This is a genomic window from Ammoniphilus resinae (genome assembly GCF_017873965.1).
GTDB lineage: Bacteria > Bacillota > Bacilli > Aneurinibacillales > RAOX-1 > Ammoniphilus_A > Ammoniphilus_A resinae.
On sequence record NZ_JAGGKT010000002.1, the window covers coordinates 122,999 to 148,705 of the forward strand.

24 protein-coding genes are annotated in these 25,707 nt (G+C 42.1%); 20 read left to right on the plus strand and 4 right to left on the minus strand.

Annotation, left to right across the window (positions count from 1 at the left end; all coding sequences use genetic code 11):
• Positions 1-12: 12 nt before the first annotated feature.
• Entirely contained in the window at positions 13-1,539 is a 1,527-nt protein-coding gene (locus tag J2Z37_RS04595; RefSeq protein WP_209809053.1) for a tripartite tricarboxylate transporter permease, read from the plus strand.
• A 48-nt stretch (positions 1,540-1,587) separates the two neighbouring features.
• Here the strand turns inward: J2Z37_RS04595 and J2Z37_RS04600 are convergent, their stop codons facing one another.
• Entirely contained in the window at positions 1,588-2,214 is a 627-nt protein-coding gene (locus J2Z37_RS04600) for an RraA family protein (RefSeq protein ID WP_209809054.1), read from the minus strand.
• A 195-nt stretch (positions 2,215-2,409) separates the two neighbouring features.
• Between J2Z37_RS04600 and J2Z37_RS04605 the strand changes: the two genes are divergently transcribed.
• From J2Z37_RS04605 to J2Z37_RS04615, 3 genes are all read left to right on the plus strand, one after another.
• On the plus strand, positions 2,410-3,189 hold the full coding sequence (locus J2Z37_RS04605) for a class I SAM-dependent methyltransferase (protein ID WP_209809055.1): 780 nt from the start codon (positions 2,410-2,412) through the stop codon (positions 3,187-3,189).
• A 161-nt stretch (positions 3,190-3,350) separates the two neighbouring features.
• Positions 3,351-4,796: a DEAD/DEAH box helicase gene (locus J2Z37_RS04610; protein ID WP_209809056.1), complete on the plus strand. Its 1,446-nt coding sequence runs from the start codon at positions 3,351-3,353 to the stop codon at positions 4,794-4,796.
• 185 nt (positions 4,797-4,981) lie between these two features.
• Positions 4,982-5,347 (plus strand): hypothetical protein, encoded by a 366-nt coding sequence (locus J2Z37_RS04615; RefSeq protein ID WP_209809057.1) that lies wholly within the window; start codon positions 4,982-4,984, stop codon positions 5,345-5,347.
• A 48-nt stretch (positions 5,348-5,395) separates the two neighbouring features.
• Here the strand turns inward: J2Z37_RS04615 and J2Z37_RS04620 are convergent, their stop codons facing one another.
• Positions 5,396-6,208 (minus strand): hypothetical protein, encoded by an 813-nt coding sequence (locus J2Z37_RS04620; protein ID WP_209809058.1) that lies wholly within the window; start codon positions 6,206-6,208, stop codon positions 5,396-5,398.
• Between the two features lie 309 nt (positions 6,209-6,517).
• On the opposite strand from J2Z37_RS04620, the gene J2Z37_RS04625 reads away from it, so the two are divergent.
• The 3 genes from J2Z37_RS04625 to J2Z37_RS04635 all read left to right on the plus strand — a co-directional run bounded on the left by J2Z37_RS04625 (position 6,518) and on the right by J2Z37_RS04635 (position 10,313).
• Positions 6,518-7,927, plus strand: coding sequence for a tetratricopeptide repeat protein (locus tag J2Z37_RS04625; protein ID WP_209809059.1), 1,410 nt, complete (start codon positions 6,518-6,520; stop codon positions 7,925-7,927).
• Positions 7,928-8,241: 314 nt separating this feature from the next.
• A complete protein-coding gene (gene pdhA, locus J2Z37_RS04630; RefSeq protein WP_209809060.1) occupies positions 8,242-9,330 on the plus strand; it encodes a pyruvate dehydrogenase (acetyl-transferring) E1 component subunit alpha in 1,089 nt (362 codons plus the stop codon).
• A 2-nt stretch (positions 9,331-9,332) separates the two neighbouring features.
• Positions 9,333-10,313 (plus strand): alpha-ketoacid dehydrogenase subunit beta, encoded by a 981-nt coding sequence (locus J2Z37_RS04635; RefSeq protein ID WP_209809061.1) that lies wholly within the window; start codon positions 9,333-9,335, stop codon positions 10,311-10,313.
• Positions 10,314-10,394: 81 nt separating this feature from the next.
• Here J2Z37_RS04635 and J2Z37_RS04640 read toward each other — a convergent pair whose 3' ends face one another.
• Positions 10,395-11,045, minus strand: coding sequence for a GntR family transcriptional regulator (locus J2Z37_RS04640; protein ID WP_209809062.1), 651 nt, complete (start codon positions 11,043-11,045; stop codon positions 10,395-10,397).
• 341 nt (positions 11,046-11,386) lie between these two features.
• On the opposite strand from J2Z37_RS04640, the gene J2Z37_RS04645 reads away from it, so the two are divergent.
• The 5 genes from J2Z37_RS04645 to J2Z37_RS04665 all read left to right on the plus strand — a co-directional run bounded on the left by J2Z37_RS04645 (position 11,387) and on the right by J2Z37_RS04665 (position 16,350).
• Positions 11,387-12,652 (plus strand): hypothetical protein, encoded by a 1,266-nt coding sequence (locus J2Z37_RS04645; protein ID WP_209809063.1) that lies wholly within the window; start codon positions 11,387-11,389, stop codon positions 12,650-12,652.
• A 64-nt stretch (positions 12,653-12,716) separates the two neighbouring features.
• Entirely contained in the window at positions 12,717-13,442 is a 726-nt protein-coding gene (locus J2Z37_RS04650) for an ABC transporter ATP-binding protein (RefSeq protein ID WP_209809064.1), read from the plus strand.
• Positions 13,429-14,181: an ABC transporter permease gene (locus J2Z37_RS04655; RefSeq protein WP_245203581.1), complete on the plus strand. Its 753-nt coding sequence runs from the start codon at positions 13,429-13,431 to the stop codon at positions 14,179-14,181. Before J2Z37_RS04650 ends, J2Z37_RS04655 begins: the two co-directional genes overlap by 14 nt.
• Before the next feature lie 14 nt (positions 14,182-14,195).
• Positions 14,196-15,632 (plus strand): sensor histidine kinase, encoded by a 1,437-nt coding sequence (locus tag J2Z37_RS04660; RefSeq protein ID WP_209809065.1) that lies wholly within the window; start codon positions 14,196-14,198, stop codon positions 15,630-15,632.
• A gap of 22 nt (positions 15,633-15,654) precedes the next feature.
• Positions 15,655-16,350 carry a response regulator transcription factor gene (locus J2Z37_RS04665; protein WP_209809066.1) on the plus strand — a complete coding sequence of 232 codons (696 nt, stop codon included), beginning with the start codon at positions 15,655-15,657 and terminating at the stop codon, positions 16,348-16,350.
• Between the two features lie 75 nt (positions 16,351-16,425).
• Here the strand turns inward: J2Z37_RS04665 and J2Z37_RS04670 are convergent, their stop codons facing one another.
• Complete coding sequence (locus tag J2Z37_RS04670) at positions 16,426-16,713, minus strand: hypothetical protein (protein ID WP_209809067.1); 288 nt, start codon at positions 16,711-16,713, stop codon at positions 16,426-16,428.
• A gap of 436 nt (positions 16,714-17,149) precedes the next feature.
• On the opposite strand from J2Z37_RS04670, the gene J2Z37_RS04675 reads away from it, so the two are divergent.
• The 8 genes from J2Z37_RS04675 to J2Z37_RS04710 all read left to right on the plus strand — a co-directional run bounded on the left by J2Z37_RS04675 (position 17,150) and on the right by J2Z37_RS04710 (position 25,660).
• Positions 17,150-18,193 carry a tripartite tricarboxylate transporter substrate binding protein gene (locus tag J2Z37_RS04675; RefSeq protein ID WP_209809068.1) on the plus strand — a complete coding sequence of 348 codons (1,044 nt, stop codon included), beginning with the start codon at positions 17,150-17,152 and terminating at the stop codon, positions 18,191-18,193.
• 84 nt (positions 18,194-18,277) lie between these two features.
• On the plus strand, positions 18,278-18,727 hold the full coding sequence (locus J2Z37_RS04680) for a tripartite tricarboxylate transporter TctB family protein (protein WP_209809069.1): 450 nt from the start codon (positions 18,278-18,280) through the stop codon (positions 18,725-18,727).
• Between the two features lie 15 nt (positions 18,728-18,742).
• Entirely contained in the window at positions 18,743-20,236 is a 1,494-nt protein-coding gene (locus tag J2Z37_RS04685) for a tripartite tricarboxylate transporter permease (RefSeq protein ID WP_209809070.1), read from the plus strand.
• A gap of 142 nt (positions 20,237-20,378) precedes the next feature.
• Complete coding sequence (pcaC, locus tag J2Z37_RS04690; RefSeq protein ID WP_209809071.1) at positions 20,379-20,771, plus strand: 4-carboxymuconolactone decarboxylase; 393 nt, start codon at positions 20,379-20,381, stop codon at positions 20,769-20,771.
• A gap of 229 nt (positions 20,772-21,000) precedes the next feature.
• A complete protein-coding gene (locus J2Z37_RS04695) occupies positions 21,001-21,180 on the plus strand; it encodes a hypothetical protein (protein ID WP_209809072.1) in 180 nt (59 codons plus the stop codon).
• Positions 21,181-21,388: 208 nt separating this feature from the next.
• On the plus strand, positions 21,389-21,736 hold the full coding sequence (locus J2Z37_RS04700; RefSeq protein WP_209809073.1) for a DUF4260 domain-containing protein: 348 nt from the start codon (positions 21,389-21,391) through the stop codon (positions 21,734-21,736).
• Between the two features lie 484 nt (positions 21,737-22,220).
• On the plus strand, positions 22,221-24,455 hold the full coding sequence (locus tag J2Z37_RS04705; protein ID WP_209809074.1) for a hypothetical protein: 2,235 nt from the start codon (positions 22,221-22,223) through the stop codon (positions 24,453-24,455).
• Positions 24,456-24,490: 35 nt separating this feature from the next.
• Positions 24,491-25,660 carry a HEAT repeat domain-containing protein gene (locus tag J2Z37_RS04710; RefSeq protein WP_209809075.1) on the plus strand — a complete coding sequence of 390 codons (1,170 nt, stop codon included), beginning with the start codon at positions 24,491-24,493 and terminating at the stop codon, positions 25,658-25,660.
• Positions 25,661-25,707: the final 47 nt, after the last annotated feature.

Here is a 25,707-nt window from a genome sequence, read left to right on the forward strand (position 1 = left end):
AAGGAGGTTATCATGGGTACCCTGGATTTTTTAATAAACGGCTTTTCTGTTGCCCTGCAATGGCATAATTTGCTTTTTGCTTTTTTTGGTGTATTAATTGGGACGGCTGTCGGCGTCTTACCAGGAATAGGTCCGATGAGTGGGGTCGCCTTGCTAATTCCCATATCTTCCACACTAACAGGCGGATTGGGTGCAGAAGATGCGGCTGTCAGTTCCATTATTTTGCTAGCTGGAGTCTATTATGGGGCGATGTATGGGGGTTCGACAACTTCGATTCTCCTCAATACACCGGGTGAATCCTCGTCAGTGATGACAACTCTTGATGGATACCAGATGGCAAAACAGGGAAGGGCCGGGGCAGCCCTTGCGATCTCAGCCATCGGATCTTTCATTGCGGGATTGTTCTCCCTCGTTGGTTTAATCCTGCTGGCACAGCCTTTATCAGAGATTGCTCTGCGCTTCGGTCCGCCAGAATATTTTTCCCTGATGCTCCTTGGCCTTGCTGCTGTAAGTGGGTTGGCAGGAAAATCGATGACCAAAGCGTTAATCATGACGGTCTTTGGGCTGCTGCTGGCTACCATTGGCATGGATAATGTATCCGGTGTGGCTCGGTTTACTTATGATATTCCTGTTTTATACAATGGCCTGGAGTTTTTAACGGTCTCTGTAGGCTTGTTTGCTCTTGGAGAAGTGTTTAAGACGATATTGCATAAGGAAGCAAATGAAGGCACAATTGCCAAAATTACGCGTATCATCCCCACAAAGCAGGATATGAAAGATAGTGCAGGACCGATCGCACGCGGATCGCTTCTTGGCTTTTTTCTTGGAGTTTTGCCTGGAGCTGGGGCAACTTTGGCCTCTTTTTTCTCTTATGTCATGGAAAAGAAAATTAGCAAAAATCCGGAGAAGTTTGGTAAAGGAGCCATTGAAGGTGTAGCTTCGCCAGAAACAGCCAACAATGCGGCGGCAGGTGGTGCGATGATCCCGCTATTAACTTTAGGAATCCCGGGATCGGGGACCACCGCTATTCTGATGGGAGCTTTCATTATGTTCAACATCCAGCCGGGACCTTTGCTGTTTGAGGAGCACCCACAGGTGGCATGGGGGTTAATTGCAAGTATGTTTGTCGGTAATGTCATGCTTTTGATTTTGAATTTGCCGCTGGTACGGATCTTTGCCCAAATTATCGCGACACCCCCCAAATATCTAATCCCGTTAATCGTTGCATTTTCCGTTTTCGGCGTTTACGCCGTGCAGGTTACGACTTTTGACCTGGTGCTGCTGTTGGCCTGTGGGGTGGTTGGCTATTTCCTGGCTAGCAATGATTTTCCACTGCCCCCCCTCGTATTGGGACTCGTATTGGGACCAATGATTGAAAACAACATGCGCAGAGCACTCACTGCATCAAATGGTGATTACATGATCTTCCTGCAAAAGCCGGTTTCCGCGGTATTTCTAATTGCCAGCCTGTTGTGGTTGGTGATACCCCTTGTGCTGAAGTGGAAGGGCAAGAAAGTGGATATCACAGAGTCGATGTAGCCAGGTATTGGTGAAGCCCCGCCCTAGTACTGGGACGGGGCAATAGTATTATTTTTTCGCTTTGGATAGAATCTTGTCTAAATATTCGATCGCAGCCTTGCGATTCCCCGAGATCTCGTCTGATCTTTGCTGGTCTTTTTCCATTTTGTCTAATGCACTTTCTAAGATATCCTGTTCGAGTGCCTGGGGGATGACCACCACACCGTCTACATCACCGACAATGATATCGCCTGGGTTGATAGCTGTTCCACCACAGGAGATTGGTACGTTAATTTCACCAGCACCGGCTTTTGCACTGGCACTTACTGTCGTTCCCCGAGAGAACACCGGAAAATTTAATTCCTTAATTCCAGCAATATCGCGAATTACCCCATCCACGACGATCCCGCCGATGCCGAGCGTTTGCGCCATTCCAACGACAAAATCACCGGCAATAGCTCGGTAGGTATCACCCTTGGCATCAATCACGAGAATATCTCCGTGTTTGGCATCCCTGATGGCTTGTAGAACAGCGGTATTGTCACCAACCGGCATTTTCACGGTAAGGGCTCTTCCAGAAATGGTATATTGCTCTTTCAGCGGTTTGATCGCGGGATGAAGATTGTTTAGGCCCTGCATCGCATCTGAGATACATGTGGTAGGGATCTTTTTAAATTGACTGATGATGTCCGACATGGGATTCCTCCTCTTAGAAATGAAATCTCTCACTATATTTCTATTATAGCCACCTCTTTTCTAAATAGTGGAAAAAGAGTAAAAATAATTATAGCCACTGAAAAATGGATGGACAGTCATTAAATCATTTCTATTTTCCGATGATTACAAAAGATGATACGATGGATTGAGAAATAGGGAAAAGGGGATAGAAGGATGGCAGATCAAGAAAACCTGAAGGAAACCGTGAAAGAACAGTTTGCTAGAAACGCAGAAAAATATGTAACAAGCCCGACCCATGCTAAAGGGAATGACTTGGACCTACTGGTAGAATGGATGGAACCCAAGGAAAACTGGACAGTCCTCGATATCGCTACAGGAGGCGGCCATGTCACCAAAAAGCTGTCTCCCCATGTTTCCCGAGTGATTGCTACCGATTTGACGCGGGGCATGCTGGAAGCAGCGAAAAAACATGTTCAGCCCACCTGCCAAAATGTTTGGTTCATGGTTGCAGATGCCGAGAATTTGCCTTTTTTGGATGACACATTCGATGCCATCACGTGCCGCATTGCTGCCCATCATTTTCCCCAACCCCACTTGTTTATTCAGGAAGCCGCTCGTGTGCTCAATCCTGGTGGGAAGTTGATTCTGATCGATAATGTGGTTCCTGCGGATGAAGTGCTTGCTAAATTTGTTAATAAGCTAGAAAAGCTGCGCGATGAAAGCCATGGTCGTTGCTGCAGCATTGAAGAGTTTACTAAATGGGCCATGGAAGCCCGTCTAAGCTTGGAGAAATCTCGTCTGAGAAAGAAGACATTCGATTTTCCCACTTGGGTTCGCCGCACCACCCGTTCGGAAGATCAGGTGAAGCAAGTGGAACGCCATATATTGGAGGCTGATCAAAGATTACAGGAGTACTGTGGGTTGGTCATGAAAGATGGAACGATCTCGTGTATTCATATCGATGAGTGGATGGCGATGTTTATTAAGAAATGAGGCAGGTAACAGAAAAAATATTATGTCAATTACAGTGACCACCAAGTGGCTTTTTATCTAGTGTTTCTTGTATAATGAACTTATTCCATTTTTTGCATATGATAATTCCTTGGAAGAAATCCTATGTATAGGTAGAATAATACAAAATAACGAGGTTTTATATGAGTGAAAAAAATTTTGAGGATTATCATTTAAGTGATGAAATTAGAAAGGCACTTGATGCGTTAAGATACGGCACTCCCACTGAGGTTCAGGCTGAAGTTATACCCAGAGCATTCGAAAATCGGGACTTGGTCGTCAGATCTCAAACAGGCAGTGGGAAGACGGCTTCCTTTGGGATCCCTATTTGCGAAATGATTGCATGGGAGGAGAAAAATCCACAGGTATTAGTTCTTACCCCAACGCGTGAGCTTGCTGTTCAAGTTCGAGAGGATATAGCCAATATTGGGCGATTTAAACGGATTAAGGCGATCGCCGTTTATGGTAAAGAACCTTTTTCAAAACAAAGGGATGAATTAAAACAAAAGACACATGTAGTCGTTGGTACACCTGGACGTGTGATGGATCATATCGAAAGAGGGACTCTAGTCTTAGACGACATCAAGTATTTAGTCATCGATGAAGCAGACGAAATGCTGAATATGGGTTTTATCAACAAAGTGGAGGCAATCATCAATGAACTGCCTTCAAACAAAGTTACGATGGTGTTTTCTGCTACATTACCCAAAGACGTTGAAAATCTCTGCCATCAATACATGACAAATCCTGTCCATATTGAGATTGGCTCTTCAGAAATCACGACGAGTACGATTGAACACCGTTTAATCGAGGTGAAAGAGGGAGATAAGATTTCACTGCTTAAAGACGTGACGGTCGTGGAAAACCCAGATAGCTGCATCATTTTTTGCAGAACCAAAGAACATGTTGATACCGTGTACACTGAATTAAAACGATCGAATTACCCCTGTGGAAGACTCCACGGAGGGTTAGAACAAGAATACCGCTTTGAGGTGATGGATGGCTTCAAAATGGGGCATTTTCGTTATCTTGTGGCTACAGATGTAGCTGCAAGAGGAATTGATATTGATAATGTTTCACTTATCATTAACTATGATGTTCCTATGGAAAAAGAGAGCTATGTCCACCGAACAGGAAGAACAGGTCGTGCTGGAAAACAAGGAAAAGCGATAATGTTTGCAACACCTTCAGAAGAAAAATACGTGAAAGCTATCGAAAGATACATTGGCTTTGAGATCCCTAAAGTGGAGGCACCAACACCTCAAGAAGTCGCTAATGGACAATCCGCTTTCAATGAAAAGCTCAGTGGCCGCAGAATTGTTAAAAATAATAAAACGGCACGGGTTAATAAAGATATCATGAAACTCTACTTCAGCGGCGGAAAAAAGAAAAAGCTCCGGGCTGTGGATTTTGTTGGAACGATTGCGAAGATTCCAGGTGTTACAGCTGATGATATTGGAATTATAACTGTACAGGATAATTTATCCTATGTTGATATCCTAAATGGTAAAGGCTCGATCGTCCTACAAGCCATGGAAAATACAACAATCAAAGGAAAGAAGCTGAAAGTGAGCAAGGCTAATAAGTAATGAGATTGCCACAAGGGTTAAATGATATATACTGGAGAAATTTGCTAAGAAATAGAGGATGGCCGTAGAGTGCCATTCTCTTTTTTGCTTTATGCGTGAATTCCAACTGCTCAACTCCGAATGGATAATCCTGGAATGCTTTGAACAAAAAGGAGGCAAACTAAGCCAAAAGGAGTTGAACAGACATGGAAAACATGACAGCATTAAACAATCAATTAAAGCAACTCAACCAAAATCAGCAAGATCCTAATCTGCAGGGAATTTCACAGGCTATAGATCAACTATCAACCCAAGCGACAAATGGATCAGTTGACCAAATGAGGGAGAACTTGGCGAAAATTCAAGCCTCTCTTCAGGGATCGATTCAAAATCTAGAAGGTCAACAAGGAACAGAACAGCTAACAGAACAACTTAATCAGCTGCAAGTAGAGCTGATGAATTTAAGCCAAGGGTTGGAGCATCAAGCTTTAAATCAAACTCAAACGGAAACGATTCCCGGTCAACCCTATGAAGGGGATAATGATCCTGAACCAGGAGCTCCACTTTCATAAAACAAGGTTGTGTGACCCTTTTTTAGCCTGATGATGGCTAAAAAGGGGTTATTCATTGCTATTCAGACTCACGCGTAACCCTGTAAGAGCACGTTCCTGCTCAAATTGTTCTAAAAGCGAGGAAAAATTCCCTTGAATAAATAGTGGAAATAAATCATCGATAATATCGGGATATGGCTGCCCATTGATTTTTCTTAAGGAGACATAAAGTTCAAGCAGGAGCGCCTTTGGAAAATCTAATCCATTTTCATACGCTAATTGGGAAAGGGAAAGCTCTGGGGGAGGGTTTAGCAGTTTCTTTTTGATCTCGTTGAAGCGCGTTACGTAATAGACATGCAGTTTATAAATTTGATAGTGTTGAAAAATAATTTCCCCTGTCATTTTCACATTTCTGTCTGAAGGACTCGTAAACCCGATGCGGTCTTCCTTTGGCAACAAATAATAGCCATCATTATGAATATACTTGACCATATCCTTGGTTTTGGGATGAAATTGTTTATTAAATGCTAGAATTGAGTATAGAAGTTCTTGAAACTTCGTGTCATCGTCTTTGAGTACAAAAACCCGGTCTGCCAACGGCAGTAGTTCCAATATCTGATCGGAAAAATCCGGGGTCGAAACATCATAAATGACCATATCATGCACGCGCTTTAACTTTTTTAACATTTGTTTTTGCCTTCTAGTAGGCAAGGTAGCAAAACGGTCGATTGTTCCATCTGACAAAGGTTCATTCTGAAGAATTCCATTTGAAACAAAAGCAACCGATAACTTTTTTTCTTCCCTTAGATAACGGGTTACTGACAGCGCCATCTCAGTAACTCCACTTTTTTGCCGTGGAGAATAAAATCCAACTACATACATCGTATCACCTTCCTTCCTTTGGAAGTGGATACTCTATTTTATTCATGAAGCAGTAAAACCGTCTGTACGTTTCAACAGTTTTTGAAAGATTGGCTGTGGCAATCAATGGCAGTCTTTTCTTTTTTTAGTGCCTGGAGGATGTAGAGAACCTCATATACTACAAAATGAAATCTAATGCAGGTATGGTATAATGTAATTATAAGGTTCGATCCACTGCCATTATAGAAACTAAAAATCTCTGAAATAAAGGAGAATTGGATGAATCACATAAATGATGAAAAATTACCAAACGGCATGGGAGGGAGAAGCATGGAGCATAGACGGGTGACCATCAGACTGTCCAAAGAAATGGTGGAGGGTACTGTTACTCGAATGGCTGTTTATCTTCGATGTAAGGTTTTAGAGGTAGAGGTTTCCGATGAATTAACATGTTACCTGGTTTTCTATATGGATCAGGTAATATCTTATAAAGAACTTAACGATTTTCCGAAGGGATCCTTCTTGGATCGGGCTTTCCAGCAAGGCATAGTCATACATTCCCCTCATCCGCTCATTTCCGCTTTCCTCCAGACGAAAGAAATCATTACCATACCCAAACTAAAGGGACTATTTAACAAGTTGCAGCAGCATATTACTCTTCAGGAAGTAGCTTATGTGGCCACTACGATGGATCATATTCTTGAAAAAGATCAAATTGCAGAGATCATGCGTGAAATCTTTTATCACTTCAGGCGAAATGGTCAACTATTTCACGCTTATCAGATTCTGTGGATATTAAGAAGTTTTATTCCACGGGTAAAATGGGTTCAAGAAGCGTTTAATCACATGCAGTTTCAAAAATATAAAACGATGTACGAGCAGGATTCAGAATCACTTATCAAACAGGACCCGTTATTTGTGGAACTACATGCTTATCACAATCGCGACAACAAGAACCATGAAACCAAGCTTCAAATGTTACTGAAGAGTCAATTGCGATGGATAGATTGTATTGCTCTTTACTTAGATCATCTGAAAAAATACAAGGACTTCAGCGTTTATCAGGAACTCCTTGAACTTGTGCAAAAAAATATGACAAAAGGGGATTTAACTACTATTCAAATGGATTTGTATAGTGAGGTACCATCTTTCCAACTGTTACGCAAAGACCTGCTTGAATCACTCATGGAGCAGCAATATTATTACCAAGCACTGTGGGTGATCCAAAACCAGGAAGCCCCTCTCGACATAGAACAATTCGAAACCCTTGAAATCATAATGGAGAACCTTGACCCGAAAGCGTTAGTGGATCCAACTAAACTGAGTGAGTTCCTTGAGCCACTGTTCATCAGTGATTCCGAAAAAAAGGAACGTATTGTTCGGCGATTTATAACACATCTTCTCAGTATATATGAAATCAATGAAGTAAAAGACTGGCTTAAACCTTTAAGCCAATGTCAATCCCTATTACCAGTGATTGGTGAAATAGATAGAATGGCGATGCTTTCAGATGATCCGGATCGACAGATGGAATTGGGGGAATTGTTTTATAAGTATGGTCAATATAAAAAGGCTGTTGGCTGTTTTTCATGGGAGATGGAACTTAATCCTACAAACACAACTCCAGTTCATTGGCTTAGTAAAATATATGGGGAGCAGGGTTTGAAAAAAGAGGCAAAAGCCTATCAACAATCATACACTCAATTATTAAAGTATAGTGATCGTACATCTAACAATTAACAAAATTGCCTTGAAAGTAATGTTCTTGAGGACAGCTTGTTCATTGCCATTAGGGCTTGATTCTATAAAAGATATCCTAGTTTAAAAAGTGCCCTTCAATGAAGGGTGCTTTTTTCTTTTTTTCCCTGGCGGAAATGTCAAGAAAGAGAAGAGGGTTGCATGAATAAAATGTACAAATAATGAATCCTTTTCAAATAGTTCTTCATTATGTTGGTTGACCGTCGACAGTCCACAATGATATTATTGTATATAAAATACGGATTATTAAATTTGTTTATAATTCTACAACCACTAATCCCTTGAGGAGGTCAGGCATGGTGAGTCAAATCATAGACCGAACGACTTCAGATCAGTTCAACATGCTTTCGGTATTAAATCAGGAAGGAAAGGTCATCAATCCCGACTTAATGCCGAAGCTTAAACAGGAACAACTTAGAGATCTGATGAAGAAAATGGTTTTTACGCGAATATGGGATCAACGGGCCATCAGTTTAAATCGGCAAGGTCGCCTCGGATTATGGGCACCGGTTTCTGGCCAGGAAGCTTGTATGATTGGCAGTGAAGCAGCATTGCTTAAAGAGGATTTTATCCTTGGTAGTTACCGCGATATTCCCCAGATTGTTTGGCATGGGCTCCCGCTTTATCAATCCTTTCTCTATTCCCGTGGACACCAGCATGGGGGGCAGATCCCAAAAGACGTTCATGTCTTGATGCCGCAAATTATCATCGGGGCCCAGATCATTCAAGCGGCTGGTGTAGCGTTAGGATTCAAGTTGAGAAAAAAAAGAAATGTGGCCATTGCCTATATCGGGGATGGAGGTACCTCCCAGGGTGATTTTTATGAAGGGATAAATTTTGCAGGGGCTTATCATGCTCCGGCCATCTTCTTTGTTCAAAACAATCAGTATGCGATCTCGGTACCGATTAAAAAGCAAACCGCAGCCGATACCTTGGCTCAAAAAGCATCGGCAGCAGGAATTAAGGGAATTCAAGTGGATGGAATGGATGTATTAGCCGTATATAAAGCTGTTTCCAATGCAGCTGAACAGGCGAGAAACGGAGAAGGACCCACTTTAATTGAGGCTATCACGTATCGTTATGGCCCGCACACGATGGCCGGGGATGACCCTTCAAGGTACCGCAACAGTAAAGAAGAGGAAGAATGGAAAGCAAAAGACCCGCTCATTCGTTTTCGAAAATTTTTGACTGAAAAGGGGCTCTGGAGTGAAGCAGAAGAGTATCAGGTCGTGGAAGAAGCCAAATTGACGATTGCAGAAGGCATCAAAAAGGCGGATGAAACAGCGCAAATGACCATTCCAAATCTGATCGATAGCATGTTTGAAACCACTCCGGAACATTTAGAAGAACAAAAAAGAGAATTTTTGCACACGGAGGATCAATAAGCATGCCGCAAATGACCATGATTCAAGCCATCAACGATGCCCTAGCGATTGAATTAGAAAATGATGAAAACGTACTCGTTTTCGGAGAGGACGTCGGTCACAACGGCGGTGTGTTCCGTGCTACGGAAGGCTTACAGAAAAGATTTGGGGAAGACCGTGTATTTGATACCCCACTTGCTGAATCTGGAATTGGCGGTTTAGCCATTGGTTTGGGACTGCAAGATTTCCGACCTGTTGCGGAAGTTCAGTTTTTTGGTTTCGTTTTCGAGGTGATTGACTCTATTGCGGCTCAAGCTTCAAGGATGCGTTATCGGTCAGGAGGAAGATATCATAGTCCAATCACATTCCGGGCTCCCTTTGGGGGAGGGGTAAAAACTCCAGAATTACACGCGGAAAGTTTAGAAGGCTTGATGATGCAAACCCCGGGTCTAAAGGTTGTCATACCTTCCAACCCTTATGATGCAAAAGGTTTACTGATTTCAGCCATTCGTGACAATGATCCCGTCATTTTCTTGGAACATATGAAGCTATACCGTTCATTTCGGGGAGAGGTGCCGGAAGGTGAATACACAGTCCCGATTGGAAAGGCGAACATCGTTCGGGAAGGCCAGGATGTGACGATTATTACTTACGGTGCGATGGTTCATACTTCCTTAAAAGCAGCTGAGGAGATAGAGAAAAAGAAAGGTGTGAAAGCCGAGGTAATCGATTTACGAACGATTAGTCCGATCGACATCGATACCATTCTTGCATCTATCCAAAAAACCAACCGTGCAATCGTGGTGCAGGAAGCCCAAAAGACCTCGGGAGTTGCAGCAGAAGTCATTGCACAAATCAATGAAAAAGCACTTCTACATTTAGAGGCACCCGTGCTCCGAGTAGCACCGCCAGATACCGTGTATCCTTTTGCTATGATTGAGGATCATTGGCTGCCTAGTCCTTCGAAGGTGGTGGAGGCGATCCAACGGGTTCTCGATTTTTAGATGATAGGGGATCTTGTACGACCTTTCTAACTATTCTTCACAAAAAAAGGAACCGGTGTGAATTTTAATACACCGGTTTTTTTATATCTTATTTGTTGTAATAATGTAGTCCAAATTGCTCTTGATATGCAACTTCATCTCTTGTTCTGCTTGATCCTTGTCCTTATTCATTAAAGCTTGGAGAATCCGCGCATGTTCATCTGCAAAATCAATGTTGGTTTCGTAGTTGCAAAAGATGGTATTGCGGATATACGTAATTTTCACCCGGATTCGCGAGATTAGGTCAATTAATTGTTTATTTCCGGAAGCCTCAATAATAAGTTCGTGAAATCGTTGGTCATATGAACTGATCTCACTTTTCGATCTTTTGTGAATGGCTTCTTTGAGATGCTGTATGTTAACGGAAAGTTCATCTATTAAATCCTCTGTTATATTGTCCGCAGCAAGCCGAACGGCCAAGGCTTCGAGATATTCTCGACATTGAAATACATCGATGATATCATCTCGAGATGGTTTGTATAGTAGAATCGGCCCTTCATCCTGTATAAGCAGTCCATCATGGATCAGCATTCGAAATGCTTCACGGATGGGGGCCCGGCTGATGCCAAGCTGCTCTGCTAATTTCACTTCGATGACCCGTTCACCAGGCTCAAATTCACCTTCTAAAATAAATCTTCGAATAATTTTATAGGCCTGAATATGAAGCGGATCTTGCTTAACGATTTGACTCATCATTCCACATCCTAAATTTTGTCCATTGCAACAGGTAAAAATGGTAAACATACATTAACTATACACTAAATTCATTAGTTATTAAATCCTTAGCCATTATGCATCCGTAAGACACCTTCTGAATTTCGGAAAGAACTGAACCGCTGAAACAATAAACTTTTACAGGGAGGGCCGGGTAGAGGATCCCTTATTTGATCTAATCCCCCTTTTCATTTAACCACCTAGGGAACTCATGGAGTTAATATTTTGTTAATATTTTATTTAGATAGATTCAATAGGCTCCGATTATAATGAGAAACAAGGAAACGTTTCCGCTAATATAATTTGAAGGAGCATTTGAAATGAAACTTAGTAAAAAGAAAATGACTGTTCTTTCATTTACCATCGGTGCCTGTGTCTTTGTTTCTACGGCCTTTGCCGATGTGCTGCTAGGATCAGGATATGATAGTTTTAAGAGCTCAATTAAAACAACTGCTGCCCAGATGGAAAATGGATTGGAAAACTACACGTTTGAAACGCTGATTACGTTAAAGGATAACAATCAAAAGGTGTTCCAGACATCGACTTATTCGATGGTTGATAACATCAAACAGGCCAAGGAGCACTCGACAACTAGCCAGTATTCGAATGGCAAGACGACTACTTCATACGGATACAATGATCAAAAGTTTGACATATGGAAAAATGGGATGGATGACAAGTATTATGTGACGGAGATCCCAGAGGATTCGAACAGGGAAAGAGGAAAAAGCTTTACCAACCCATTTAACGAGCAGGGTGCACCAGAAATGGAAAAGGTTGTGGATGCACTGGTCGGTAATTTAAAGGAAAATGTACAGGCGGAAGAACGTTCTGATGGTGGGAAAATCTATTCTGGGACGCTATCAGCAACACAAGTACCAGCGCTTGTCAATGCGGTTTCTTCCTTTGGCATTAAGCAGGCGATCCGCGATCAAGCCCGCGCGGAAGGGGACTTCAAAATGACGGAGATCGAGAGCGACATTTATGTGAAAAAGGTCACTGGTACGGCGATCGAAAATAAAGCTGGGATTCTGGAAAATGTGACAGGTGATATCATCCTTTCGGGAAAAGACAAAAAGGGAGTCGAGCACGATCTGGCACTTAACATTGTCTTTAAGCTTTCCGATATCGGAAGTACAAAGGTTACCAAACCGAATCTTGGTGGGGCAAATGTTGAGAAGGTTAGTTATTATGGCGGGATCACCAGTAAGTATGTGGGTACCTACAAAAATAATATTATCATTGAAAAAGACGGGGAATTTGTGAAGATTGGAGAGAGAAGGCTGGAAATTGTAAGCGTGGAAAATGGAAAAATAGCAGGAAAGTTTGTTGAAACAGTGAAACCTGGATTTGAAGCAGATTACCCAGACCCGTATGACTTTGAATTCGAATACAAGCAAAAGGACTATAATTCAAGATTTACTTATATCAATTCAGATGGCGATCAGGAACAAGGACAGCTTCATCCAAGCAATCCTGGTAAGATTTATGTCGATTTGCAAATCGAAGTTATTGATGAGAATTCATATCGTTCCAATAGCCGTGCAAATTGGGATCAAGAATTTAACCGAGTATTTGAAGACTAAAGATGGCTTACCCCCAAGAGAATTTTCCTTGGGGGATGCCTACGCATAAGGGAGAATGTGAGAAATGGAGAAAGCAATTAAAATCGCCGGATTAACCAAGATTTATAAAAACGGCCGGGGAATCAGCGATTTAAATTTAGATGTCGATCAAGGGGATATCTTTGGTTTTTTGGGTCCGAATGGGGCGGGGAAAACAACCGCAATGAAAATGATGGCCGGACTCATTAAACCGGATTGCGGGGATGTCAAGATCTTTGGGGCTAGTGTATTAGACAATTACGTGGTGGCGATGAAGGACGTGGGCTGTATTATTGAGACGGCGGAATCTTATCCCTATTTAACAGCCAATGAAAATCTAAAGTTATACGCCCGCTTTTACCCAGGCGTGGACCAGAATAGAATTGATGAATGTTTGGAAATCACTGGTTTAATCAAATATAAAAATGAAAAGTCGGAAAAGTTCTCCTTAGGGATGAAGCAGAGATTAGGGGTAGCAGCGGCGATTCTATCTAAGCCGAAACTGTTGATTTTGGATGAACCGTTGAATGGGCTCGATGTTGAAGGAATGTTGGATATGCGGGCTCTGATCAAACGTTTGGCCCAGGAGGATGGGACAACTTTCTTTATTTCCAGCCATCTCATTCATGATGTAGAACTAACCTGCACTAGAATTGGTGTAGTCTATGGAGGGAAGCTGGTCAATGTCGAATATACAAAAAATATTCTGTCAGACTATGCGTCACTGGAAAACTATTTTGTCAGTGAGGTGGATCGTAATGGTAGGGTTTAGAGCTGCATTTTTAAATGAGACCACCAAACTGATGAAAAAGAAAAAGATCCTGGCTGCCGCTATTTTGTCCGTTCTTGCTGTTGTGGTTGGGCAAGTTGCCGTAACCGCGATTAAGCATGGCTTTGGTTTGAGGGTTGTGGGGAGCACCGAGTTTCCTTTGGTAGTGCTTTCAATCTTTGTTTATACGATCCTGCCGCTTTTCGCCACATTTGTTGCGATTGATATGTTTAACGGTGAATTCTCGGCGAATACGATGAAAATCACCCTTACCAGACCGGTTACTCGGTTCGGAGTTTATAGTGCCAAGGTATTAACCATAGCTCTGTTTATTGCAGCCAATCTATTTTTTGTGATGGGTCTATCACTCCTGGCTGGATTAATGTTTAATCCGTCTTCTGCTAGTATGCTGGGAATGCTTAGGATTGTATTATCCTATTCTTCCTCGTTTCTTCCTGTTTTTGTATTTGCGTTACTAGTTGTCTGGCTTTGTAATCTATTGCGGGGAGGACTAGCCGTATTCTTTCTTTCGATTTTGGTTTTTGTTGGGTTTACGTTTTTAGACATAGTTCTTTCTCATTATTCCAGTTTCTTCATCACTTCCATGTTTGACTGGTATACGCTTTGGATTTCGGAGAAGATCAACGCTTTTAAAATCATGCGTCAGCTCTTGATTATGCTTGGAAGTGGTATAATGTTTTTTACGGCAGGCTATTATTTATTTGACCGAAAGGATATTTAGAAAGGTAATTCCACATGCAGTTAACCAAGCGATTTTTTATGATGAACATGGTGGCAGTATTGGCTACTATTGCTTTAACCGTTTTGGCTGTCATTCTATTTTTCGCTGCCTATGAAAAGGTGGGCGGTTCAGCTCCAGGTGTCAACGATTTAAAGAGATTCTATGAGGTACGGTCAGGGCTTGGTGAGATCAAGAGGGAAGCGATGGGCTTGGGATTTGAACAATGGCTTGAGCCATCTTATCAGCAAAAGCTGTCCAATCAAGCGGGTCTGTTAGGGGCAGACGTGGTGATCTTGAAAAACCGGGAGATATTGTATTCCACGAGAACTTTTACAGGAATTGATATGGAGAGAAGTATCATGCTATCCGACCAATCTTCTGAATTAGATACACTCGAACTGGAAGGAGAGAACTTCCTTTTTGTCAGAGCAGACTATCCCCTTTCTACAGGGGATAAAGGCATTCTATTAGTGCTGGCACCGATGAAGCTGAATTCTGGATTTTATCTGTTTTTAGTTGTTTTTACCGTTAGCATTTTTATCCTTTCTTTTTTACTGAGTAATTTTTGGGTTTCTTATCGTTTCTCCAGAGGAATCATTTCACCTGTTGCCAGGTTGAAAGATGCGGCGGTCAGGATTCGTGAAGGAGACTTGAGCGATGGCATCACGGAAGAAGGCGAAGGAGAAGTCAGGGAGCTGTGTCGCTCGCTGGAATTGATGCGGATTAAATTGAAAGAATCGATTTATTTGCAACGAAGGTATGATGAGAATCGGGCCTTTTTGATCTCGAGTATTTCACATGATCTAAAGACCCCAGTCACTTCAATTAGAGGGTATATAGAGGGAATTATCGATGGGGTGGCAGGCACCCCGGTGAAGGTGGAGCAATATTTGGAAACGGCTAGAGCAAAAGCGATTCTCGTGGATGCGATGATTGATGATTTGCTTTTATATTCCAAGCTGGATTTGAATCAAATTCCTTACCATTTTGTGAAGACAGACTTGGCAGATTACTTCGCTGACTGTGTAGCTGACTATTCCTATGAATTTGAGAAGGCGAATATTAAGTTATCCCTAAAGGTTGAGTTGGAGGAGCCGGTTTTTGTCTCTATTGATCGGGAACGTTTGAAAAGGGTCATTCAAAACATACTCGATAATGCTCGGAAGTTTACGGTGAAAGAAAACGGTCTGGTAGATATCACTTTAAGAGAAACTAGGACCTCTGCGATCATCGAAATCCGGGATAATGGAAAAGGGATTCCTGAAGAGGATCTTCCTCATATTTTTGAACGTTTTTATCGTGCTGATCTATCGAGACAACAGGCAGATGGCAGCGGACTTGGGCTTGCTATAGCGAAACAGATTGTTGAAGGTCATGAAGGGAAAATATGGGTCACAAGTGTCATTGGGGAAGGAACTCGGATGATGATTTCTCTGAAGAAATTTGCCTAGTTTACTTCGGTGGAGGGTTATTATGAAAAACATTCTAATTGTTGAAGACGATCCCAGTATCGCCAATCTTCAAAAAGATTATTTAGAACTTAGTGGTTTTTCCGTGAAAATCGTTCATAGTGGAACAGACGGGCTGAAGGCTCTTGTGAAGGAGAACTTCCATCTTGTTATTCTCGATATCATGTTGCCGGGGATGGACGGATTTGAACTGTTAAAAATTATACGTGAAAAAGAAGATATTCCTGTCCTTTTGGTATCAGCAAGAGCAGAGGAGATCTATAAAATAAAGGGCCTTGGTCTAGGTGCCGATGATTATATTACGAAACCATTTAGTTCTGCTGAACTGGTCGCCCGTGTGCAGGCCCACCTGGGCAAGTTCGAACGGATGAAGGAGCGGTTTGAAAAAAAGAACAATGATGGGAAAATTCTAGTTCGAGGACTGGAAGTGCAGAAAGACGCAAGAAGAGTATTTATTGGCGGAAACGAAGTCATGATGGCGCAAAAGGAATTCGAGTTGCTCTTGTTCCTTTTGGAGCATGCCAACCGTGTTTTTAGTAAAGATGAACTATTTGAGCGAATCTGGGGAATGGATGCACTTGGTGACGCCTCCACAGTCACTGTCCACATCGCCCGGATCCGAGAGAAAATTGAAGAGAACCCGTCAAAGCCGCAATATATTGGGACCGTCTGGGGATCAGGGTATCGGTTTATGGCTTAGTTGTTTTCACCAACTATTTTTTGCGTTTTTCCTCATCTTTATTCCAGCAAAAATAAAGAGGGGAGATTCCCCCTCTTACTCACTACCGGCTTCGCCAACACCTGGGCCAAATGGGCCCTCAACATTGGTGCCTTGTTCATCATGGGTCTTGTGTGCGCCTGGGTCTTGTCTTGGCGTCCCCTCATGAAACCCTCTTGCTTCATAAGTGAATCTTGGAGCGGGATACATATCATCCCTCCAAAAATCTCTCGACATATCAAAATTCATTGGACTTCCATAGGGACCTTCTGCAAATTCTTCAGGGAAAATGGTATGACTTTGGTCATACTCTGTAGACAATGGTGTAAACTGTTTTTCTTCCACAATAAAGCCCCCTTTCAAACGTTCTTGCTTTCTATTCTAATGAATATCCCCAAAGATATTCACGATTCGATAAGATTTTTTTCTAGACAAACTAAAGAAAGGGGACTAGGTGCATATTACGACTGCCTAATATATACCAATTTGTCATGCCTCCATTCTGTCTCAGTTTTTCATTAAAACCCCATTCATATTAAAGTTATTTGGGCATAAATAGATGTTACTAAATTTTATAACTATTTCTAAAGAATAGATTGACTTGAAAATTAAATTTAAATATAATTTCCCTATAGTGATTATTTTTATACTATTTAAAGTTTTGTCAAAGGTCAGACCACCATAATTTAGTGAGAGGAGTGAGATTCGAAAGCAATTCAAATAAAAATATGTTGTTTTATGAAAACGCTATCTTTGACTTTTTGAGAGGGGGAAGAAAAAATTGAAAAAGTTTTTTAGTTTTTCTATGGCAACAATTCTAGCACTGGCCTTAACAGCATGCGGTGGAGGGGCAACACAAACAGCTAAAGAACAACCGTCGACACCAGCACCAGCGCAACAAGAGGAGAAAAAAGAAGAACCGAAAGAGTCAAAAGAAAAGTGGCCGGATAAGCCTATTAATCTTATTATATCCTACGCTGCAGGCGGTGGTACAGACGTTGGGGCACGGATGTTAACGCCTTATGTTGAAAAGGAACTTGGCGTTTCGATTAATATTATTAACAAGCCCGGCGGAGGTGGATGGGTTGGTTGGACAGAACTTGCCCATGCAAAACCTGATGGTTATACCATTGGTTATCTGAATACACCTAACCTAATGACTGGTTATTTAGATCCTAAACAAAATCGTAAAGAAAATCTAGAAAGCTTTACGCCAATCGCCAACCACATTACAGATGCAGGTGCAATTGCTATTCGCCCAGATGAAACGCGGTTTACCGATATCAAATCAATGCTTGAGTATGCGAAAAACAATGATCTTACGGCGACATCCACTGGTGTAGGTAGTGATGACCATTTTGCATCCTTAAAGTTGAATCATAAATTTGGTACGAAATTTACTGCTGTACACAACAAGGGTTCTGCAGAAAGTCAGGCTGCTGTCATGGGAGGCCATGTAGACGTATTGTTTGCTAACGTCGGAGAGTTAACCAAACTTCATGAGAGCGGTGAAATCAAAATTATTGGTGTCATGTCTGAAGAACGTTCCCCATTCCTTCCAGATGTACCAACGTTGAAGGAAAGTGGATTTGATGGTGTGTTATCTGCTTCTGCAAGAGGAATTGGTGCTCCTGCCGGACTTGATCCAGAAAAGTTGGAAATTCTCCGTGCAGCCTTTGAAAAAGGAATTAAAAATGAAGAACAAATGAAGAAGCAGAGTGAAACCGGACTACAAGTTGATTACAAGGATGGCGAAGATTACGTAAAATTGTTAAAAGATGATGAACAAGCAGTACTAGAATTAAGCGAGTTACTAGGATGGTAATCATCTTGATGGCCGGACAATTCTGTCCGGCCACAAATTCTCCTCTAAATGAGTCCGACTTTAAAGGAAAGGACGTGTGAATAAATGAAAAATGCGGGAGCTTTGGTCGGGTTCCTTATCTTAATTTTTGCTGGGACGCTCTTCTTCCAAGCCTTATCCTTCGATTATTACAGTGATTACGGTCCAGGTCCTGGATTGTTTCCTCTTTGGCTGAGCGGTTTGTTAATACTGCTTTCAATTGCCTATATTATTGATTGCTATCGGAAAAATATTATTCAATTAAAGGATATTTTACCAAAAGGCGCGGGACTTAGAAAAATTATTCTGATCATGGTTTCATTAGTCGTTTTTTACATTCTCGCTCCCTTTACAGGTTATAGCGTGGCCGGCATTATTATGTTAATGATTCTATTTATAAAAGAATACAAGTGGTACTGGGGTTTAGGAATTTCGGTAGTTGTTACGGTAGTTTTGTTTTATACCTTCTATTCCGTGTTAAATGTTCCGCTACCTGTAAACTCATTCGGACTATAAAGGGAGGGAGCTCATTTGGAATTACTAGCAGGATTTGAAACCGCATTTACTTGGTGGAACTTATTATATTGCCTTATCGGTGTGACAGCGGGAATGCTCGTAGGCGTCCTTCCGGGACTCGGTCCTACTTCAGGGACAGCTGTTTTATTGCCCCTGACTTTTGGAATGGAACCAATCTCAGCCATTATTATGTTATCTGGTATTTATTATGGAGCGATGTATGGCGGAACGATTACCTCAGTCTTAATTAATACACCAGGGGAAGCAGCCTCCGTTATTACTTGTCTAGACGGTTATCCCTTGGCAAAACAGGGGAGAGCAGGTACCGCATTAGGGGTGGCAGCAATTGGTTCCTTCATTGGCGGAACCATCTCGATTATTGGACTTGCCATCGTTGGTCCTCCTATTGCCAGGCTTGCTCTAAAATTTGGTCCACCTGAGTTCTTTGCCTTGATGGTGCTAGGAATGACGATGGTTGTTGGTTTAATGGGGAAATCCTTGCTTCGTGGTGTCATTGCGGCTGTCATCGGGTTGAACCTGGCCTTATTCGGCCTCGATCCTATAACGGGAGCCATTCGCTTTGATTTTGGCAAAATGGAATTGATGAATGGTTTTGATTTTGTACCGCTTGCGATGGGACTGTTCGGTATTTCAGAAATATTGTCCAGTGCGGAGAGTAAGCTAAAGGCAGAAAAGCCACCGAAAATTCAAGGGTTATTGCCGAGAAGAGGGGAATGGCGAACGACGTTTGCAGCGATTATGCGTGGGACAGGGTTAGGGTTTATCGTTGGACTCTTGCCAGGTACCAACTCTGTAATCCCAGCAATCATGTCTTATTCCCTTGAAAAGAAAGTTTCCAAAGATCCATCCCGTTTTGGGAAGGGTGCAGTGGAAGGTGTAGCAGGACCGGAAACAGCGAATAATTCCTACTGTGGTGGAGCGCTTATTCCTTTATTTACCTTAGGGATTCCAAGCTCCCCTACGATTGCCGTTTTGCTAGGGGCTTTTATTATGCACGGGTTGACCCCGGGCCCACAGCTGTTCCAGAAGAACCCTGACTTTGTTTGGGCAGTCATCGCCAGTATGTTTATTGGAAATTTCATGCTGCTTATTATGAATCTGCCGTTAGCAGGGATCTGGGCCAGAATTACGATGATCCCCTTCAAACTGTTGTTTCCCATCATTCTTGCTGTTGCAACGGTTGGTGCATACAGTGTAAATAACAACATGTTCGATATCGCTGTCATGATTGGGTTTGGGATCGTCGGTTACCTTCTGAAAAAGGTAGATATCCCGCTTGCCCCGATCGTACTGACGTTTGTCCTTGGGGATTTGATGGAAGGAGCCTTGCTGCAATCCCTAACGATTTACCATGGTGATTTCTTCGCCTTATTCACAAGACCGATTTCTGGAACCTTGTTGGTGCTTTCCATTGTGATTATCGTTATCAGTGTTGTGGCAGGGATTAAGAACAAAAAAGGCGCTTTTGCGCAAGATGTTGAGATGTAAAGATAGAACCCTGATTCTTTGAGAATCAGGGTTTTTATATAGGGAAGACAAATGTATGAAATTTGAAGGATTAATTTTGTTTTTCATAGAATTCTTAATAGAATTATTATTAGAATGATTATTAGAATGGAGGACTGTACATATGGATCAGAAGAGATTTGATGAGGGATTAGAAGTACGAAAAGCCGTGTTAGGGGCAGAATATGTTGAGAATTCGATTCGAACTGCCACAGATTTTAATCGTCCAATGCAGGAGTTAGTAACGGAATATTGTTGGGGAGAAATCTGGACAAGGCCTGGTCTGTCTAGAAAAACGCGCAGTATTGTTAACCTTGCGATGCTTACTGCACTGAACCGTCCACACGAGTTAAAACTACACGTTCGGGGAGCAATCAACAATGGTTTAACAAAAGAAGAAATTCAAGAAGTGCTGTTACAGACTGCTATATACTGTGGAGTTCCGGCAGCGATTGACAGTTTCCGGGTGGCTAAACAAGTGATCGAGGAAATGGAACAAGAAGGGGATCAAGGGTAAGGTATATGAAGTAAACTTAAGAAGCTAGCCGATATAGTACTTGATGCTATAATAGAAAGATTTTCTTGGCTGGTAGGGTGTGGCCCAGGTGAGAGCCAAACTTGCTCGGGCCGTTTTATCCAACCACACCATTCTTCTGCTTTCGTTTCTACCGCTATTTTCATGAATTAATAGAGTGTGTGATTCATAGAATAGTATACAACCATTAATTAACATGGAGGTTAAAACGATGCAGATTAAAGTGACGATGGATAGCGGAAAAGATTACATCGTGGTTATGCCTGTTGATGACTTTATCAATAGAATGAAAGATACAATGGGGAATATCTTAAATGAATTCGTTCGAGTGAGTGAAGGACTCATAATCAATCCTAGTCATGTGGCTAGCATTGAAGTATTAGCGAGATGAAATTTTTATTTTTGAAAAAGTGGAAATATGGTAAAATATATCACGGTCTTGTATAATCCAACCCTTGGAAAGTGCTTGGTTATAGGGAATCGTTGGTCTGATGACCGAAATAGGGGAAATGATTCCCCTTATTTTTAATTTCCGGACGGTATCTGAGCGTATAATCAAAATCAAATCTTATAATATCCATAAGGTGCGTGTTGTAACGTTGAACAAAATTATTCTAAAACTAGAAGGATTAGCCGTTCTTATTTTATGCCTCTATTTCTATTCCACTTATGGCTTCAGCTGGGGAATCTTCTTGCTTTTTCTGCTTCTGCCTGATCTATCGATGTTAGGATATATAATGAATGTAAGAGTTGGTGCTGCAGCCTACAATCTATTTCATACCTACCTCGTTTCGATTTTACCTTTAGTATGGGGGATTGTTACGAAGAGTGATTGGAGTATCATGGTAGGCCTTATTTGGACCGCACATATTGGGATGGATCGATTATTAGGTTACGGCCTGAAATACACGACCCATTTTAAAGATACACATTTTCAGAGATTATAGTCATCTTGCGTATAACTAGTGGGCGAATTCAGCCCAATTTTTTGCATTGTTCACTCAGGACAGAGCAGTTTAGCTCTGTCCGTTGATATTAGCGGAAAAACTTTCCGCTATTTATGATTCTCCGATTGTTTTTGAGTCAATAACGGAATTTATTTCCGCTATTACAGATTGCAAACGTTTACAAGTGAGTTAAATGAAGCATTAGCGGAAAAACTTTCCGCTATTCTTATTGGTATGAACCGATTTTAAAAAATAACGGAAATTTATTCCGCTAATATTTCCCTTTATTGTTAGGAGACCATCGAAACAGGGTCACACAACCGATTTTTTACCTTCCCTCATCCACCACCCACCAAATTCGACAATATGTTCATACTTTCATCATATTTGGTCACGAATTTATAAAACTCTGAACATAGGCTCCTCATATTCATTCTCTATAATTCTAATGGTCAAGACTTAAGCGATGCAAAGGATGGTTAGGATGAAGAGATTTTGGAAAAGCAGCCTAGCCAAGCTGGGGCTTACAGCATTTATTGCAGCAGGAGCGGTGGTTTACTGGTTGTGGCCGCCGACAGCAGAAGTAGAAAGTGCCGAAATTGGGGCAGGAATACAGATTAAATATAGAGCAAACGGAACGCAAATCGAACAGTTCGCTAATCAGTTATGGCAGCCTTATTTTGCCAAAGGGGTGAATATGGGTGCGACGATTCCTGGCCATTTCCCAGGGGAGTTGGCAATTACGAAAGAGGATTATGAAAGATGGTTTGCCATGATTCAAGAGATGGGTGGCAATGTCATTCGGATCTATACCATTTTACAGCCGGAATTTTATGAAGCCTTAGTGAGATACAATGCGAAGCATCAGGAAAATCCGTTGTTCTTTATTCAAGGGGTATGGAGTCCGGAAGAGAAGTTAAACACATCTCAAGATGCCTATGATCCAAAGATTAAACAAAGTTTTCAACAGGAGATTGTAAATGCCGTTGATGCGGTTTATGGAAAAGCCGAATTGGAGGCAGATCCACATTCAGGAAAAGCCAGCGGTACTTACCTATTTAATGCGGGACCTTACCTCATGGGCTGGATCATTGGTACGGAGTGGGATGCCCGTATGGTGAAAAACACCAATGATCAACACCCAGATGTTCCAGATTACCATGGAACTCATTTTCACAGTAAGCCAGAGGCAAATCCTTTTGAAAAGTGGTTAGCCGAAATGGTCGATCTTACCGCCAAAACGGAGACGAAATACGGTTGGCAGCATCCGATTGCCTTTTCCAATTGGGTGACAACAGACCCTCTAGAACATCCGGGTGAACCACTTCTCGAAGAGGATTTGGTCAGTGTGGATCCCACCCATTTAGAACCTGTGGATTGGAAGGCTGGTTATTTTGCTTCCTACCATGTCTATCCCTATTATCCTGATTTTTTCACTTTCGATAAATCATTTCAAAAGATGAAAAACGATCAAGGGGAAATGGACAGCTATAAAACCTATCTACACCAATTAAAAGACTATCACAAAAATATCCCGGTGATGATCTCAGAATTTGGCGTACCCGCCTCACAGGGGATAGCCCACAAAGGGATGTTAGGTCGTCATCAAGGTGGTCACGATGAGAAATCTCAAGGAGATATCGATGCCGAAATGTTTAGGCAAATTCACCAAGCAGGGTATTCCGGTGCGATCCTTTTTACGTGGCAGGACGAATGGTTCAAAAAAACGTGGAACACTATGCGCTATGACATTCCCGATCGTCGGGCTTATTGGTATAACGCATTAACCAATGAATCTTTCTTTGGGGTGCTGGGGATGTTTCCGAGTAAGGATAAGGATCTTCTCATTGATGGGGACGCGTCGGATTGGGACAAGCTGGCAAACGAGGAAAAGAAAAAACTGCCGATAAAAATGAAAGGGTTCAAAGAAATTTGGGCCTCCCATGATGAAGGGTATTTATATCTGATGGCAAAACTGTCGAAACCTTTTGATCCCCAAAATCAGGAGGTATATTTTGGAACCGATACGCTGAAAGGAGGGAACCGCCATGCACCACAGTTGCATGGGAAGACCTTGGACGAAGGGTTGGAAACCCTCGTCGAGCTATCAGAACCCGAGAAGGGAAGGATCAAGATCGCTTCCAATTATGATTTCCATAGTCGACTCTATGGAAAGGCCTATGGGATGTTTCCCGTCAATCCGCAGGACTTCCAGGACAATACAGGGATCTTCAACACATGGAGGCTGGTGGTGAATTATAAATTAGAGCCACCGGATTCCCGCTTTGAACATCCATTCAGCGATGTGGAAGTCGGTGAATTACTAAGAGGAAACAGTGATTCAGCAGACCCAGATTACAACTCGAAAGCAATGTGGCAGGCCAAAGGAAATATCCTAGAAATCCGTATTCCTTGGATGCTTCTCGGGTTTGGTGATCCGAGTTCGCGAAAGGTGATCAGCTATCAGGATACAGGAAAATCATCCTTTGAATATAAGGAGGTAGAGGGTATTCGCATCATACCATGGATCGTGGACAAGGGAACACAGCAGGTCATCAGCTGGGAAGATTCTACCAAACCGTATCCTGTTTCACAGCTTCCTCTCTATAACTGGGAGAAATGGCAGGACGTGGATGTCAAGTATGTAGAGCGACCAAAGCAAAGCTATGATCGGATGCAACAAGTGATGAAAGAAATCAATCAACCAGCCAAAAAGTAATGGAGTCAAACCTTCTTTTTGGGGAGGAGTATACGATGTTTACCAATCTGAATCTAGCGATTTACTTTCTATATATTCTCGCCTTAGTGAATGTGGTCTTAATCGCAGCCATTTATATCATCAAGATGAGAAATATTAAAAAGCAAAAAATAATCGATTATTTCCAGCAGAGGTTTCAAGATTATCTAACCTATCTTCATGTGAATTTGGAAGGAAAAGAACGACTCCATGTTCCTCCGTTCAAAATGAATAGGGTCGAGCAAGTTGCTTTGCAGGAACGGTTAAACGAGATGATTGATTCTTTTACAGGGGGGGCAAGCCAGAAACTTCTCGACCTTTGTGAGGATTTGGGGTTTGTTCACTATCATCTAGATCGTTTACAAAGTCGTTCCTACCGGAACAAAGTTGATGCTGCCTATCATTTAGGCTGTATGCGAGTAAAGGAAGCAGTCCCTGCTCTGTTGCAATTTTTAGAAACACACAAATACAATTCAACTCTGTTTGTGATTGCTCGATCCATCTCACGCTGTGCGCGAGATGAATTGGATGTCCGAGCTATGGTATCGATTTTAATGATGCATAAAAAGGAGTTCAGTGACCTGTTGGCCGACATTATTAAAGAAGCAACTGTGGATCACGCGGCTCTATTCGGCGAATATCTTCAAGCTAACGATCCGGCCCTCGTTCGGCTCGGGTTAGCCGGGGTGAAAGAATACCATGATCCTAAGGTCTCCTCTGTGGTCTATGGTTTGCTCGACGCTCAAGATACAGAGATACAACGGTTGGCTGTTCGTATTTATCTCAAATCCGCACATTTCTTGCCTAGGAATGTGGTGAATAAGCTCATTCGTCATGAGCGTGTAGAAATTCGTTTATTAACCATCCAGGCTTTAACTGAATGGAAACATCATACGTATCTAAACGAAATGAAAGAGGCCTTAATGGATCCGGATCGACGGGTGATGTATGCCAGTGCGGTAGGGTTGATGGAACTTGGACAAGAAGGTGTAGTGGTACTTTGTGGGTCTGCTCTAGAAATGAAGGGTGCCGGGCGGGGAGAAGCCATTCAAGGAATCATTGAGGATGAGATTAAAAATCTATCAACCAAGCTTCATGACGTGGAACACCTAGCCCGCTATAACGCAATCTTGTACACCTATGAAAAGACTTTTGATGAAAATAAACGAATCTATCGAATTGTGTAGTTTTAGGGGGATTAAAGAAGAATGAGGATCATTGAGTATTACTTGCA

Bases quoted from the DNA above. Each gene is read 5' to 3' on its own strand.
- J2Z37_RS04605 (WP_209809055.1), top strand. From the start codon at position 2,410: ATGGCAGATCAAGAAAACCTGAAGGAAACCGTGAAAGAACAGTTTGCT.
- J2Z37_RS04625 (WP_209809059.1), top strand. From the start codon at position 6,518: ATGGAGCATAGACGGGTGACCATCAGACTGTCCAAAGAAATGGTGGAG.
- J2Z37_RS04610 (WP_209809056.1), top strand. From the start codon at position 3,351: ATGAGTGAAAAAAATTTTGAGGATTATCATTTAAGTGATGAAATTAGA.
- J2Z37_RS04650 (WP_209809064.1), top strand. From the start codon at position 12,717: ATGGAGAAAGCAATTAAAATCGCCGGATTAACCAAGATTTATAAAAAC.
- J2Z37_RS04705 (WP_209809074.1), top strand. From the start codon at position 22,221: ATGAAGAGATTTTGGAAAAGCAGCCTAGCCAAGCTGGGGCTTACAGCA.
- J2Z37_RS04680 (WP_209809069.1), top strand. From the start codon at position 18,278: ATGAAAAATGCGGGAGCTTTGGTCGGGTTCCTTATCTTAATTTTTGCT.
- J2Z37_RS04645 (WP_209809063.1), top strand. From the start codon at position 11,387: ATGAAACTTAGTAAAAAGAAAATGACTGTTCTTTCATTTACCATCGGT.
- pcaC (WP_209809071.1), top strand. From the start codon at position 20,379: ATGGATCAGAAGAGATTTGATGAGGGATTAGAAGTACGAAAAGCCGTG.
- J2Z37_RS04655 (WP_245203581.1), top strand. From the start codon at position 13,429: ATGGTAGGGTTTAGAGCTGCATTTTTAAATGAGACCACCAAACTGATG.
- J2Z37_RS04710 (WP_209809075.1), top strand. From the start codon at position 24,491: ATGTTTACCAATCTGAATCTAGCGATTTACTTTCTATATATTCTCGCC.
- J2Z37_RS04660 (WP_209809065.1), top strand. From the start codon at position 14,196: ATGCAGTTAACCAAGCGATTTTTTATGATGAACATGGTGGCAGTATTG.
- J2Z37_RS04640 (WP_209809062.1), bottom strand. From the start codon at position 11,045: ATGAGTCAAATCGTTAAGCAAGATCCGCTTCATATTCAGGCCTATAAA.
- J2Z37_RS04620 (WP_209809058.1), bottom strand. From the start codon at position 6,208: ATGTATGTAGTTGGATTTTATTCTCCACGGCAAAAAAGTGGAGTTACT.
- J2Z37_RS04695 (WP_209809072.1), top strand. From the start codon at position 21,001: ATGCAGATTAAAGTGACGATGGATAGCGGAAAAGATTACATCGTGGTT.
- pdhA (WP_209809060.1), top strand. From the start codon at position 8,242: ATGGTGAGTCAAATCATAGACCGAACGACTTCAGATCAGTTCAACATG.
- J2Z37_RS04635 (WP_209809061.1), top strand. From the start codon at position 9,333: ATGCCGCAAATGACCATGATTCAAGCCATCAACGATGCCCTAGCGATT.
- J2Z37_RS04615 (WP_209809057.1), top strand. From the start codon at position 4,982: ATGGAAAACATGACAGCATTAAACAATCAATTAAAGCAACTCAACCAA.
- J2Z37_RS04595 (WP_209809053.1), top strand. From the start codon at position 13: ATGGGTACCCTGGATTTTTTAATAAACGGCTTTTCTGTTGCCCTGCAA.
- J2Z37_RS04600 (WP_209809054.1), bottom strand. From the start codon at position 2,214: ATGTCGGACATCATCAGTCAATTTAAAAAGATCCCTACCACATGTATC.
- J2Z37_RS04665 (WP_209809066.1), top strand. From the start codon at position 15,655: ATGAAAAACATTCTAATTGTTGAAGACGATCCCAGTATCGCCAATCTT.